Genomic DNA, 13452 nt, shown 5'->3' on the forward strand with positions numbered 1-13452 from the left:
GGCTTCCGGGGAATCCCGCGGCGGACGGCGGTGGGTGGCAGGGAGCGGCAGCGGTGGGGGTCAGCCCGCCGCGTCGCGCGTCAGATGGGCGAACGCCTCAAGGTTCCGGGTGGACTCACCGCGCGCCGTACGCCAGGCGTACTCCTTGCGGATCGCGGTGGCGAAGCCCATCTCCAGCAGGGTGTTGAAGCTGCCGTCCGCGTTCTCCAGGACGGTGCCGAGCAGCCGGTCCAGCTCGTCGGGGGTGACGGCGGCCAGCGGCAGCCGTCCGACCAGATAGATGTCGCCCATCGAGTCGATGGCGTAACTCATGCCGTACAGCCGGGTGTTGCGCTCCAGCAGCCAGCGGTGGACGGCGTCGTGGTTCTCGTCCGGGTGCCGGATGACGAAGGCGTTGATCGAGAGCGAGTGCTTGCCGACCCGGAGCGAGCAAGTGGTCGACAGCTTGCGGGTGCCCGGGAGCGTGACGACGTACGTCCCCTCCGACGGGCTCTCCCACTCCAGCTCGGCGTCGCGCAGCGTCCGCTCGATCACGGTCCCGGCGCTCGCGGCGCCGTCGGCGTTGGTGTTGGCGTCACCCATGGGCCGATCGTAGGCGACGCCGTTCGCGCATCGCCTCCATGTAGACCTCCGCGGTCGCGGCGGCGGCGGTGTCCCAGCCGAAGGACCGCGCGTGCCGGGCCGCTGCCGCGCCCATCCGGTCCACACGTCCCGCCTCGTCCGCGAACGGCCGCAGCGCGCGGGCGTAGTCGGCCGGGTCGTGACCGTCGACCAGGGTGCCGCTGACGCCGTCGCGCACGGCCACCGGCAGTCCGCCCACCGAGGCGGCCACCACCGGGGTGCCGCACGCCTGCGCCTCGACCGCCACCAGTCCGAACGACTCGCTGTACGACGGCATGACCAGCACCGAGGCCGCCCGGTACCAGTCGGCCAGCTCGTCCTGGGCGACCGGCGGCCGGAACCGCACCACATCGCAGATCCCCAGCCGCGCCGCCAGTTTGTGCAGCCGCTCCGGTTTGGTGAGCCCGCTGCCGCTCGGCCCGCCGACCACCGGCACCACCATCCGCTCGCGCAGCGAGGGGTCCTCCTCCAGGAGGCGGGCGACCGCGTGCAGCAGGATGTCGGGGGCCTTCAGCGGCTGTATCCGCCCGGCGAAGAGCGGTATCAGCGCGTCCGGCGGCAGTCCGAGGCGGGCGCGGGCGGCCGCCCGGCCGTCCGCCGGGCGGAAACGCTCCAGGTTGACCCCGGGGTGCACGATCGCCAGCCGTTCGCGCGCCGCCTCGTAGTGGCGCACCAGCTCGTCCGCCTCCTCGGCGGTGTTGGCGATCAGCCGGTCGGCGGCGCTGACGATCTGCTGTTCGCCGATGACGCGGGCCGCGGGTTCGGGGGTGTCACCGGCCGCGAGGGAGGCGTTCTTGACCTTGGCCATGGTGTGCATGGCGTGCACCAGCGGGACGCCCCAGCGCTCGGCGGCCAGCCAGCCGACATGTCCGGAGAGCCAGTAGTGCGAGTGGACCAGGTCGTAGTAGCCGGGGCGGTGGCCCGCCCATTGCTGCATCACCCCGTGGGTGAACGCGCAGAGCTGCGCCGGGAGGTCCTCCTTGGCCAGCCCCTCGTACGGGCCCGCGGCCACGTGCCGCACCAGTACCCCGGGCGTGAGCTCCACGGAGGGCTCCAGCCCGCCGGTGGTGGCCCGGGTGAAGATCTCCACCTCGATGTCGAGGGCGGCCAGCCGCCGGGCCAGCTCGACGATGTAGACGTTCATCCCGCCCGCGTCGCCGGTACCGGGCTGGTGCAGGGGCGAGGTGTGCACGCTGAGCATCGCGATCCGCCGGGGCCGCCGCAGTACGCGCCGGAAGCGCGCGTGCGGATGGCCGCCGAACGGCACTGGGGATCGGCCTCGCAGACCGCCGAGGCGGGACGCGTGCTGGCTCACCGCGCGATACCTCCTACCCGGGGGCGAGGTGCCCCTCCGAACCCTCAACACCGGAATGCCTCGTTCCCATTTCCGCTTTGCCAAAGCGTGACGTTCGAGGCGTGGGACGGATGCGCTGGGTGACCGTCCGGCCGGACGGTCGGCCCCTCCCGGGGCACCCCATAAGCTCTGGCCATGCCCGCCCGCGTACCGCCACCGACCCGCCCCATCGGTTCGGCGACCCGCGGAACCACCAACCCGAACCGGCTGCGCCGTATGGACCGCTGGATCGCCGCCGCCCACGCCCCCGCGCTGCGCCGGGCCGAGGCCCCCGTCGCGGTCGACCTCGGCTACGGGGCCGCGCCCTGGACCGCCGTCGAGCTGCTCACCCGGCTGCGCACGGTCCGGCCCGGCGCCCGGGTGGTCGGGGTGGAGATCGACCCGGCCCGGGTGGCCGCCGCGCGGCCGTACGAACGCGAGGGGCTGGCCTTCGCCCACGGCGGCTTCGAGGTACCGCTGCCGGACGGCGCCCGGCCCGCGCTCATCCGGGCCGCCAATGTGCTGCGGCAGTACGAGGAGGCCGAGGTCGCCGAGGTGTGGCGGCGGCTGTGCGCCCGGCTGGCCCCGGGCGGACTGCTGGTGGAGGGGACCTGTGACGAGATCGGGCGGCGGCACGTCTGGGTCGCGCTCACCCCGGACGGCCCCCGCACGGTGACCTTCGCGGCCCGGCTCGGCTCCCTGGAACGCCCCTCCGACCTGGCCGAACGACTGCCGAAGGCACTCATCCACCGCAATGTGCCGGGCGAGCCGGTGCACACCTTCCTGCGCGACTTCGACCGCGCCTGGGCGGCGGCGGCCCCGTACGCGCCGCTCAGCGCCCGTCAGCGCTGGATACGCAGCGCCCAGACGCTCCGTGCCGCGGGCTGGCCGCTGGTGGACGGCCCCCGGCGCTGGCGGCAGGGCGAGCTCACGGTCCGCTGGGACGCGCTGGCGCCCCGGCCCTGACGCGCTGCTGTCCCCACGGCCCCGGCCTCTCAGGCCCGGGACACCGTGTCCAGCAGCGCGTCGATCAGCCCGCGGTCGTGTTCGTACGTCAACCGCAGCCGGGCCGCCGAGGGCGGCAGCCAGACCAGCCGGTCGACCTCGCGGTTGGGCACGAAGGGCTCGTCGTGGACGGCCTCCGCCGCCCAGTAGCGGACCTCCTTGGGACGGCCCTTGGCCACATAGCGGAGGGTGGGCAGTGGGGCCCCCGGGGCACAGGCCATCCCGGTCTCCTCCGCGACTTCCCGCACCGCGCCGCACAGCGCGTCCTCACCGCGCTTGAGCTTGCCTTTCGGATGCGACCAGTCGTCATAACGGGGTCGATGGACCAGTGCGACCTCCAGCCGCCCGCCGTCCGGGGCCCGCCGCCACAGCACACAGCCCGCCGCGAGGACGGGTGCGGTGGGCGGCCCCGCGCCGCCCCCGGCCGGGCCCCGGTCATTCCGCCGCATCATCCGCGTCCCGCCTCCCCGGTCTCCGTTCGTGCCCTCCGGTGTCCTTCCGCGCCCCGGCCCCGCGTGGTCCTCAGACCGGCCCGGCCGCCATATGCCGCCAGATCCGGCCGAAGGCGAACCGGGCCGCCTCCACCTCATGCCGCTGATCGGCGTGCAGCACCCCGAGCGCGTACGCCGTGGCCGGGGCGATCCGCGGGGTGCGGGCCGCGGCCGCCGCGGCGGCGGCCGCCTCGGACGCGTCGCGGTGGCGCTCCAGCGCCCGCGCGGCGGCCAGCAGCCGTACGGACGGCGGGAGCTCCGCCGGAGCGTTCACCGGCCCGGCCGCCCCTCCGGCCGTCTCGGGCTCCTCGTCCGGCGCCCCGGTCACCCATGGCGCCCCCCGCGGCGGCTCCGCCATCTCCAGCACCTCCAGCGCGTAGCGGCGCATCCGCAGCAGCCGGCGCACCTGGTGCCAGGGCGCGTCCTGCTGTTCGCTGGCGGGCGGGGCGTCGGCGGCGGGGGTCGCGGCGAGCCCGTGGACCAGGGCCTCGGCGTTGTACGGATGTCCGGCGCGGCCCAGCGGCAGCGCCTCGACGGCTTCGGCCAGCCGCCGGTGCGCCATTTCGGCCAGCGGGGTCAGCGTCTGCTCGGCGGGGTGCGCGGCGGCGGACTCCTCCAGCGGGACCTCGGAGGCGAGCAGCGCCACGGTGTCGGCGACCGCGTGGAAGCGGGAGGAGCCGAGCGCCTGGAGGGCGGCGGTGTGGGCCCGGGTCCGGGCCAGCGTGAGCTGGCGCTCCAGCAGGGCCCCGGCGCGGGCCGCCCCCACGGTCAGCCCGGCGCCGCGGCCCCCGTCCGCGCCGCCACCGGCCCGCTGGGGGGCGGTGGCCGGTGCGTCGGTCGTGTGCCCGGTGGTCTCCCCGGCCTTCTCCGCCGGGGCCGTACCGTCCGCCGGGCCCCCGCGCGGGGCGGGCGGCGCGGTGTCCGGCCCGCCGGTGGCGAGGGAGACCGTACGGCGGGCGGCCCGTGCGGGCCGGGCGGCCGCGGCCGTACTCCCGGCGGATGCCGCCCCCGCCGCGCCCACCGTCCCCGATGCCGCCGTCGCCGCCGTTGCCACTGCCTCCGCCCGCGCCTCCGCCGGGGGCCGGTCCGGCGGACCGCCGGCGCCCGAGAGGCGCTGGAGCGCGCCGCGGAGCCGGGACAGCCGCTCGGTGTACGCGTGCTCCAGGGCCAGCGAGCCGGACAGCCAGGCCAGCTCGGCGCGGAGCTCATCGGACCAGGCGGTGTCGGTGAGCGGACGGTAGACGGACAGCGCGCCGCTGATCCGGCGGGCGGCCCGGCGGAGCTGCCGGGCGGCCTCCGCGGCCGCCTCGACATCGGAACCGCTCTCGCGGTGCAGCCGCAGACTCCGCAGGAAGTCCCCGGCCTGCGCGTTCAGATAGGACGCGAGCACCTCCCCGGCCGTGGGCGGCGGCGCGGCCGGAACGGGGTGCGGGTCCGGGCCCGGCGCCGCGACGCGCTCCGCCGTCTCGTACCCCCCTGGCCCCCCTGGTGGCCCGGGCCGTCCGGGGGGCGCCGAGCCTTCGGGGCCGCCGGGCGACTGTCCGGCACCCGTCATCCCGACCAGCGGCAGGTCATGTCGTTGAACCACGCCGTCGCCTCCGGGCGTCTATGAGCATTTCCTGTACGTTCCGCAGCGGATGGCCATCCGCGTCCACGGCGTGCCGGGTCCACTCGCCGTCCGGGCCCAGATGCCAGGAGGCGGTGGAATCGGACATCCCGCTCTCCAGCAGGCGGTTGAGCGACGCCCGGTGGGCGGGGTCGGTGACACGCACCAGCGCCTCTATCCGGCGGTCCAGATTGCGGTGCATCATGTCGGCGCTGCCGAGCCACACCTCCGGCTCCCCGCCGTTCCCGAACGCGAAGATCCGTGAATGCTCCAGAAAGCGCCCCAGGACGGAGCGGACCCGGATGTTCTCCGAGAGCCCCGGCACACCGGGCCGCAGCGCGCAGATCCCGCGCACCCAGACGTCGACCGGCACCCCGGCCCGCGCGGCCCGGTACAGGGCGTCGATCACGGCCTCGTCGACCATCGAGTTGACCTTGATCCGCACGGAGGCGGGACGGCCCGCCCGGTGGTGGGTGACCTCCTTGTTGATCCGGGTGATCAGCCCGTCGCGCAGTGACTTGGGGGCGACCAGCAGCCGCCGGTAGGTCTCCCGGCGGGAGTAGCCGCTCAACCGGTTGAACAGGTCGGACAGATCGGCGCCCACCTTGGCGTCGGCCGTGAGCAGCCCCAGGTCCTCGTACAGCCGCGCCGTCTTGGGGTGGTAGTTGCCGGTGCCGACGTGGGAGTAGCGGCGCAGGGTGTCGCCCTCCTGGCGGACCACCAGCGACAGTTTGCAGTGGGTCTTCAGCCCCACCAGGCCGTAGACGACGTGGCAGCCCGCCTCCTCCAGCTTGCGGGCCCACTTGATGTTGGCCTGCTCGTCGAACCGGGCCTTGATCTCGACCAGCACCAGCACCTGCTTGCCGGACTCGGCGGCGTCGATCAGCGCGTCGACGATCGGCGACTTGCCGGAGGTGCGGTAGAGCGTCTGCTTGATCGCGAGGACGTCCGGATCGGCCGCGGCCTGCTCCAGGAACGCCTGGACGGAGGTGGAGAAGGAGTCGTACGGGTGGTGCAGCAGCACGTCCCGCTCGCGCAGCGCGGCGAAGATGTCGGGCGCCGACGCCGACTCGACCTCGGCCAGGTCCCGGTGGGTGCCCGCCACGAACTTGGGGTACTTCAGCTCCAGCCGGTCCAGCGCCGCTATGCCGAACAGCGCGGTGAGGTCGAGCGGACCGGGCAGCGGATAGACCTCCGCGTCGGAGATCTTCAGCTCACGCACCAGCAGGTCCAGCACGTACGGGTCGATGGACTCCTCGACCTCCAGCCGCACCGGGGGCCCGAAGCGGCGGCGCAGCAGCTCCTTTTCCAGCGCCTGGAGCAGGTTCTCCGCGTCGTCCTCCTCGACCTCCAGGTCCTCGTTGCGGGTGACCCGGAACATATGGTGCGCAAGCACCTCCATCCCCGGGAACAGCTCCTCCAGGTGCGCCGCTATGACATCCTCCAGCGGCACATAGCGCTGCGGCGACGCCTCCAGGAACCGTGAGAGCAGCGGCGGAACCTTCACACGTGCGAAGTGATCATGACCGCTCACCGGGTTGCGCACCACGACGGCCAGATTGAGCGAGAGCCCCGAGATGTACGGGAAGGGGTGTGCGGGGTCCACGGCCAGCGGGGTCAGCACGGGGAAGATCTGCTGCCGGAAGAGCGTGAAGAGCCGGGACTGCTCCTTCTCCGTGAGATCCGGCCAGCGGATCAGATGGATGCCCTCCTCGGCCAGCGCCGGGGAGACATCGTGCTGGTAGCAGGCGGCGTGCCGGGCCATGAGCTCACGGGACCGGGTCCAGATCTGGTCCAGCACCTCGCGCGGCTGGAGCCCGGAGGCGGAACGGGTGGCCACCCCGGTGGCGATGCGCCGCTTCAGGCCCGCGACCCGGACCATGAAGAACTCGTCGAGGTTGCTCGCGAAGATCGCCAGGAAGTTGGCCCGCTCCAGCAGCGGGGTGGCGGGGTCCTCGGCGAGCTCCAGCACCCGCTCGTTGAACGCCAGCCAGCTTCGCTCGCGGTCCAGGAACCGGCCCTGGGGCAGCTCCCCGCTCTCCCCGTCCGGGCCGGAGCCCTCCTCGTAGGTGTCCGGATCGGCGTCGATGTCGGGGTCGAGCGACCGCACCGGCGGAACGGCGACGGCATGCGGCCGGTGGGCCGCGATGGAACCGACGGAGGGCTGGGACTGAGGCTGCGGGTGGACCGGGGCCTGACCGCTGGAGTGGCTCATGACCTCATTGTTCCGCGCCGGGGCGGAAGACGGCGTGGCGGACGCATGTGCGACTGCGGCACGGAGCCTCCGGTTCGACGAATGCGGCACAGCGGACTGCATTCCGTGATGCTCGCAACCGAGGTTGAATCGTCGGTAACGAAGACATGGCGCGGAGGAAATCGCGACCCGACCCCCAGACGTCCCCCGCCGGCGGCCCCGGCACCCGGGAGCCCGGTCCCCGGCGCCCGGTGACCCGGTGCGGGGCCGCCCCCGTACCGGGTCACCGCCGGGCCGGGCGGCGGAGGGAGCCGTCCGGTCAGGTCTCCGTGCGGTACATCAGGTCCGTCTCGTGGGTCACGAAGCCCATCCGGTCGTAGACCGAGACGGCCGCGCCGTTGTCGGCGTCGACGTACAGCATCGCCGTGGGCAGCCCCTCCGCGGCCAGGTGCCGCAGGCCGATCGCGGTCAGCGCGCGGCCGAGGCCGCCGCCCTGGGCGTCCGGCCGGACGCCCACCACATAGACCTCGCCCAGTCCCTCCTCGCCGTGCACCTTGGTCCAGTGGAAGCCGACGATCTCGCCCTCGCGTTCGGCGAGGAAGAAGCCGCGCGGGTCGAACCACACCTCCCCCATGCGATCGTCCAGGTCACGCTGGGTGAGTGAGCCCTGCTCGGGGTGGTGGGCGAAGGCCGCCGCGTTGGCCGCCAGCCAGGCGGCGTCGTCCGCACCGGGCCGGAAGGTCCGTACGGTGACCCCGTCCGGCAGCACCGGCTCGTCGATGCCCGGCTCCGCGGCCGGCCCCAGGGACCGCCGCATCTGACGCAGCTCGCGGAACAGGGTCAGCCCCAGCACCTGGGCGAGGTGGCGGGCGGAGGCATGGCCGCCGTGCGCCCACACCCGCAGCCGCTTGCCGGACTCCCTCAGCAGCGTCACCCCCAGGGCCCGGCCGTGCCCCTGGCCCCGGTGACCGGGGTGGACGACCAGTTCGGCGGCCGGGGCCTCCACCGGGTCGGTGTCCTCAAGCTGTGCGTAGCCGACCAGCTCACCGCTCGGCTCGCGCAGCACCAGATGCCGTACCCCCGGCCGCTGTCCCCGCAGTTGCAGCCGCCCCTGCTCGGACACGGCCTGCTGACCGTCGGTGCGCGCGGATTCCGCGATCAGGCGCAGCACGTCCTGGACCACAGCGGGCGCGAGCTCCTCTAGGACCTCGATGCGCCGGGCGCCGGCCGTCTCGTTCACCACGTCATTCATGGTGCCGAGCCTACGACTCGGCCACCGCGCACCGACGTTCCCCGAGAGGGGACATTTCCCCCCAATGGGCGAACCACCGACTGGTGTCCTCCCTTGCGCAACCAGCTCGTAACCTCATCCCCCTGCCCCGCTACGCGCGTTGACCGTATGCTTCGGGCCACCGACCACCACGGGCACATCTGCGCGAACGCCCGCTCCACGGGTCAGACCACCACGCGTAAAAGGGGACGACATGGCAGCACGACCTCAACGGGGCGGGACGGCCCGCCGGTTGGCAACGGGAGTCGCGGTCCTCGCGGCCACGGCCGGGGTCCTGTCCGCCGTGAACACCCCGGCGGGCGCCGACACCACGGCGGCACCGGGCCACCGGCAGGACCGCACCGTCGATGTCCAGCTGCTGTCCTTCAACGATCTGCACGGCAACCTGGAGCCGCCGCAGGGCTCCTCGGGCACCGTGACCGAGACCCAGGCGGACGGCACCACCAAGTCCGTCCCGGCGGGCGGGGTCGAGTATCTGGCGAACTCGCTGCGCAAGGCCCGCGCGGGCCACCCCTACTCGGTCACCGCGGCCGGTGGCGACATGATCGGCGCCAGCCCGCTGATGTCCGGCCTCTTCCACGACGAGCCGACCATCGAGGCGCTCAACAAGCTGGACCTGGACGTCACCTCGGTCGGCAACCACGAGTTCGACGAGGGCCGCGCCGAGCTGAAGCGGATGCAGAAGGGCGGCTGTCATCCCAAGGACGGCTGCTTCGAGGACGGCAAGAAGTTCAAGGGCGCCGACTTCCCGTACCTGGCGGCCAACGTCACCGACGAGAAGACCGGCAAGCCGCTGCTGAAGCCCTACACGGTCTGGAAGCACAAGGGCGTCAAGATCGGCTTCATCGGGGTCACCCTGGAGGGCACCCCGGACATCGTCACCGCCGAGGGCGTCAAGGGCCTGAAGTTCCACGACGAGGTCAAGACGGTCAACAAGTACGCCAAGGAGCTGTACCGCAAGGGCGTGAAGTCGATCGTCGCGCTCATCCACGAGGGCGGGATGCCCGCCTCCTCGTCGTACAACTACGACTGCGACAGCCCGGGCGCGGGCAGCGGCGTCTCCGGCCCGATCGTGGACATCGCCAAGCACCTCAGCCCGAAGGTGGACGCGCTGGTCACCGGCCACACCCACCAGGCGTACGCCTGCACCATCCCGGACCCGTCCGGCACCCCGCGCACCGTGACCTCGGCCGCCTCCTTCGGACGGCTCTACACGGACACCACGCTCACCTACGACCGGCGCACCGGTGACATCGTCCGGACGTCCGTGAAGGGCGCCGACTCGGCCAACCACGTGGTCAACCGCGAGCAGCCCAAGGCCGCGGACATGACCTCGCTGATCGGGCGCTGGAACAAGCTGGCGGCGCCGATCGCGAACAAGCCGGTGGGCTACATCTCGGCGGAGATCCCCGGACGCGGCTCGACCGCGTACGAGACCCCGCTCGGCGACGTCATCACCGACGCCCAGTTGGAGGCGCTCTCCCCGGCCGACAAGGGCGGTGCACAGCTTTCGCTGATGAACCCCGGCGGCATCCGCTCGGACCTGGCGTACAAGGCGTCGGGCAGTGAGGGGGACGGGGTCGTCACCTACGGCGAGGCGTTCACCGTGCAGCCCTTCACCAACATGATGAATGTGATCGACCTGACCGGTGCCCAACTGATCAGCGGGCTCCAGCAGCAGGTCAGCGGCCCCAACGAGAGCAGCCCGAAGATCCTCCAGGTGTCCAAGGGCTTCACCTACACCCTGGACCTCACCAAGTCCGGCAAGGACCGGATCGTCACCGGCTCGGTGAAGCTCAACGGTGAGCCGATCGACCCGGCCAAGACCTACCGGGTGGCGATGAACGAGTTCCTCGCGGGCGGCGGCGACGGCTTCCCGGCGTTCAAGGAGGGCAAGAACAAGCTGGTCGGCGCCTCCGACCTGGAGGCGTTCACCTCCTACCTGGGCGCCCACTCCTCGGCGTCCTCCCCGCTGGCCCCGCCGGCCGCGGACCGCATCACCGTCAAGAAGTAATCCCGGCGCGACGGCCCGGCCCCCGGACGGCGGGGGCCGGGCCGTCGTCGTCTCCGGGGCTCCCTCGTGGCCGGCCCCCGCCGAAACCCCCGTGCAGGCGCACACATCCGGCCCCCCATGCCTCCGCCCGCCCTGCGAACCCCCCGCGCCGGACCCCCGCCCCGGCCTACCCTGGAGGCTTCACAACGGCCGACACCGCCACGGGGGGACCGGGGCCCGATGGATCCCGCAGCCAACAGCGTTCGACTCGCGCCTGACGTCGTCGTACCGCTGATCACCCAGCTCTTCGCGGCCGGGGGGCCCGGTGCGCCACCGGTCGACCGGCCGGTCCGGATATCGGCCCTGGTCTCCTTCCAGGGCGACCGGCGGACACTCACCGAGCGCGATCTCACCCGGATCGCCGCCGCACTGGTCGCCGAGGCACTGCGGGACACCGCTCCCCCCGGTGCGCGGGACGACGGCGGCGGGGGCGGCGCGGGGGAACGTGCCCTCACCGACGCGCTCGCCCGCAGTCTGCACGCGCTCGGCAGCGTCGACATGGACGACGTACGGGCGGTGCGGCTCGGCCCCGAGGCGTTCGCCCGGCATCTGACGGTCGCCGCCCCGGACGCCGGACGCGAACTGCCGCCCGCCGCCGCCCGGCTGCACACCGCCGTCCTGTACGCGGTCTGCGACCGGATCCTGCGTTTCCTGGTCCAGCGCTCGGCGTTCGTCGCCCGCGGCCTGGCCGAACGGGCGGCCGACGCGGACGCCGCCTTCGAGGAGGTCTACGCCCGCGCGATCATCGCCGCCCATGACCATCTGACGATCTACGGCATCGATCTGGCCCACTCCCCCGACACCTGGCCGCTGGACGCCGCCTACCTCAGCCTGGAGACCGAGACCGACGCGGGCCCCACCGCCCCCGCGGAACAGGCGCTCGCCGGGCGCGACCGGGTGCTGCTGTGGGGGGTGGCGGGCTCCGGCAAGACCACGCTGGTGCAGTGGCTCGCGGTCTCCGTGGCCCGCGGGCGGCTGCCCGGCCAGCTCTCCCGGCTGCGCGGCCGGGTGCCGTTCGTCCTGCCGGTGCGCCGGTTCCGGCAGGGCGGCTTCCCGCCGCCCGACCTCTTCCTCTCCGCCGTCCGCCACCCCCGGGCCGACGCCCAGCCCGACGGCTGGGCCGAGCGGGTGCTGTCCGCGGGCCGCGGGCTGCTGCTGGTGGACGGGATCGACGAGGCGCCCGAGGGCGACCGCGAACAGCTCCGACAGGCGCTGCGCGAACTCCCCGCGCGCTATCCGGGCAACGTCTGGCTGGTGACCTCCCGCCCCTCGGCCGTCCGCGAGAACTGGCTGGCCTCCGAACGGTTCACGGAACTGAAGCTGGCCCCGCTCAGCCGTGAGGGGGTTACCGCTTTCATCCAGCGCTGGCACGCCGCGGCGCGCGAGGACGGCACCGATCTGGACCGGCTGGGCTCCTATGAGGAAACGCTGCTGGACGCGGTGCGGATTACCCGTGATCTGGGACGGCTGGCGACCAATCCACTGATGTGCGGACTGATCTGCGCCCTGCACCGGGACCGCCGCGGCTATCTCCCGCGCGGCCGCAAAGCCCTCTATGACGCGGCCCTTTCCATGCTGCTGGAACGCCGTGACCGGGAGCGCGCCATGGTGCCGCCGGACGGAATCGACCTCCCCCAGGAACCGAAGATCCGGCTGCTCCAGAAGCTGGCGCACTGGATGCTGGTCAACGGACGGTCCGAAATGGACCGGACCGTGGCACTCGAGACCTTCGCCCAGCACCTCCCCGCCATTCCCCATGCCGCACGGCAGGGCGGCCCGGAGGAGATCTACCGGCATCTGCTCCACCGCACCGGACTATTGCGCGAGCCCACACCGGGATCGGTCGATTTCGTCCACCGCACCTTCCAGGACTATCTGAGTGCGCGGGCCGTGGTGGAACGGCACGATTTCGACTTCCTGATCGACCACGCCCACCTGGACGACTGGGAAGAAGTGATCAGAATGTCGGTCGCCCTCGCCCGTCCCGATGAATGCGCTTACCTCCTGGAAGGACTGCTGGCCGCCCGAAAGGACTCCCGCCCGGTCCATGCCCGCCATCGCAAACTGCTGGCGGCCGCTTGTCTGGAACATGCGACGGAGCTGGACCCCACGGTGCGTTCCCGGGTGCACCGCTATACCCGGGACCTGGTCCGCCCGACCTCTCTGGAGGCAGCGCGCGCACTGGGCTGGATCGGTCCTATCGCACTGGAAATGCTGCCCGATCCCACCGGTGTATCCGATGAGGAAGCCCACCGGCTGGCCGTGACCGCCACCTCGATAGCCGACGACCGCGCCATCGACTATCTGACCCGGCTGCGCGGCCGCACGTCCTGGGCGGTGCGCTCACAGCTCGCACGGGCCTGGCGGCGCTATGACACCGACCGCTACGCGGAGGAAATCATCGCGCATCTCGATGAACGCGAACTCGACTTTCCGGTGTCCGACGCGGCCGAGCTGGACGCGCTGCGCAGACTCGGCGGACGCCCGTGCGTCCAGATCTCCGGGGCCTTCAGCCCGGAGCAGCTCACCGCGGGCCTGGCCGCCGACCGGCTGACCGAGCTGTGGCTCTCCTACGACCTGGGGGACGATCTGGACCTGGGCTGGCTGGCCGCCTTCCCCCGGCTGCACACCCTGCGGCTGAGCCCCCGCAACGCGGCGGTCACCGGGGTCCCCGAGGGCGTCCAGGTGATCGTGACGGGCAACTGAGACCCCGGGCCGTAAACGCCCCCGGCGGGCCCGCACGGGCACCGGCCGCCCGTACGGGCACGATGACGGGCCGGAACGGGCAAAGGGGCCGTGACACCGTCCAGGACGGTGTCACGGCCCCTTCACGGCCCAGGGGGAGGGCCAAGAGAAAC

At 73.0% G+C, this 13452-nt stretch carries 9 protein-coding genes; 3 read left to right on the plus strand and 6 right to left on the minus strand.

All coding sequences use genetic code 11. The features are described 5' to 3' along the window. Positions 1-60 precede the first annotated feature (60 nt). Positions 61-582 carry a type III secretion system chaperone family protein gene (locus tag NMK44_RS07635; protein WP_254739718.1) on the minus strand — a complete coding sequence of 174 codons (522 nt, stop codon included), beginning with the start codon at positions 580-582 and terminating at the stop codon, positions 61-63. Then, positions 575-1936, minus strand: a complete 1362-nt coding sequence (mshA, locus tag NMK44_RS07640) for a D-inositol-3-phosphate glycosyltransferase (protein ID WP_254739720.1) — start codon at positions 1934-1936, stop codon at positions 575-577. The genes NMK44_RS07635 and mshA overlap by 8 nt, the downstream gene beginning before the upstream one ends. A 174-nt stretch (positions 1937-2110) precedes the next feature. Between mshA and NMK44_RS07645 the strand changes: the two genes are divergently transcribed. Further along, positions 2111-2920 carry a class I SAM-dependent methyltransferase gene (locus NMK44_RS07645; protein ID WP_254739722.1) on the plus strand — a complete coding sequence of 270 codons (810 nt, stop codon included), beginning with the start codon at positions 2111-2113 and terminating at the stop codon, positions 2918-2920. Between the two features lie 29 nt (positions 2921-2949). Here the strand turns inward: NMK44_RS07645 and NMK44_RS07650 are convergent, their stop codons facing one another. The 4 genes from NMK44_RS07650 to mshD all read right to left on the minus strand — a co-directional run bounded on the left by NMK44_RS07650 (position 2950) and on the right by mshD (position 8502). Continuing rightward, entirely contained in the window at positions 2950-3411 is a 462-nt protein-coding gene (locus tag NMK44_RS07650) for an NUDIX hydrolase (RefSeq protein ID WP_254739724.1), read from the minus strand. 70 nt (positions 3412-3481) lie between these two features. Continuing rightward, on the minus strand, positions 3482-5005 hold the full coding sequence (locus NMK44_RS07655) for a CHAD domain-containing protein (RefSeq protein ID WP_254740154.1): 1524 nt from the start codon (positions 5003-5005) through the stop codon (positions 3482-3484). A gap of 16 nt (positions 5006-5021) precedes the next feature. Continuing rightward, positions 5022-7271 (minus strand): RNA degradosome polyphosphate kinase, encoded by a 2250-nt coding sequence (locus NMK44_RS07660; RefSeq protein WP_254739726.1) that lies wholly within the window; start codon positions 7269-7271, stop codon positions 5022-5024. A 298-nt stretch (positions 7272-7569) separates the two neighbouring features. Further along, positions 7570-8502, minus strand: a complete 933-nt coding sequence (gene mshD, locus NMK44_RS07665) for a mycothiol synthase (RefSeq protein ID WP_254739728.1) — start codon at positions 8500-8502, stop codon at positions 7570-7572. A 232-nt stretch (positions 8503-8734) separates the two neighbouring features. On the opposite strand from mshD, the gene NMK44_RS07670 reads away from it, so the two are divergent. Both NMK44_RS07670 and NMK44_RS07675 read left to right on the plus strand, forming a co-directional pair. Continuing rightward, positions 8735-10555 carry a bifunctional metallophosphatase/5'-nucleotidase gene (locus NMK44_RS07670; RefSeq protein ID WP_254739730.1) on the plus strand — a complete coding sequence of 607 codons (1821 nt, stop codon included), beginning with the start codon at positions 8735-8737 and terminating at the stop codon, positions 10553-10555. Positions 10556-10774: 219 nt separating this feature from the next. Next, complete coding sequence (locus NMK44_RS07675) at positions 10775-13300, plus strand: NACHT domain-containing protein (RefSeq protein ID WP_254739732.1); 2526 nt, start codon at positions 10775-10777, stop codon at positions 13298-13300. Positions 13301-13452: the final 152 nt, after the last annotated feature.

Origin of the sequence: Streptomyces cucumeris (assembly GCF_024295805.1) — a bacterium.
GTDB classification, from domain to species: Bacteria; Actinomycetota; Actinomycetes; order Streptomycetales; family Streptomycetaceae; genus Streptomyces; species Streptomyces cucumeris.

What these genes read in the sequence shown, in the direction of transcription:
- NMK44_RS07655 (WP_254740154.1), bottom strand. Translation starts at nt 5,005, where the DNA reads ATGACGGGTGCCGGACAGTCGCCCGGCGGCCCCGAAGGCTCGGCGCCC.
- NMK44_RS07660 (WP_254739726.1), bottom strand. Translation starts at nt 7,271, where the DNA reads ATGAGCCACTCCAGCGGTCAGGCCCCGGTCCACCCGCAGCCTCAGTCC.
- NMK44_RS07650 (WP_254739724.1), bottom strand. Translation starts at nt 3,411, where the DNA reads ATGATGCGGCGGAATGACCGGGGCCCGGCCGGGGGCGGCGCGGGGCCG.
- mshD (WP_254739728.1), bottom strand. Translation starts at nt 8,502, where the DNA reads ATGAATGACGTGGTGAACGAGACGGCCGGCGCCCGGCGCATCGAGGTC.
- NMK44_RS07675 (WP_254739732.1), top strand. Translation starts at nt 10,775, where the DNA reads ATGGATCCCGCAGCCAACAGCGTTCGACTCGCGCCTGACGTCGTCGTA.
- NMK44_RS07635 (WP_254739718.1), bottom strand. Translation starts at nt 582, where the DNA reads ATGGGTGACGCCAACACCAACGCCGACGGCGCCGCGAGCGCCGGGACC.
- NMK44_RS07645 (WP_254739722.1), top strand. Translation starts at nt 2,111, where the DNA reads ATGCCCGCCCGCGTACCGCCACCGACCCGCCCCATCGGTTCGGCGACC.
- NMK44_RS07670 (WP_254739730.1), top strand. Translation starts at nt 8,735, where the DNA reads ATGGCAGCACGACCTCAACGGGGCGGGACGGCCCGCCGGTTGGCAACG.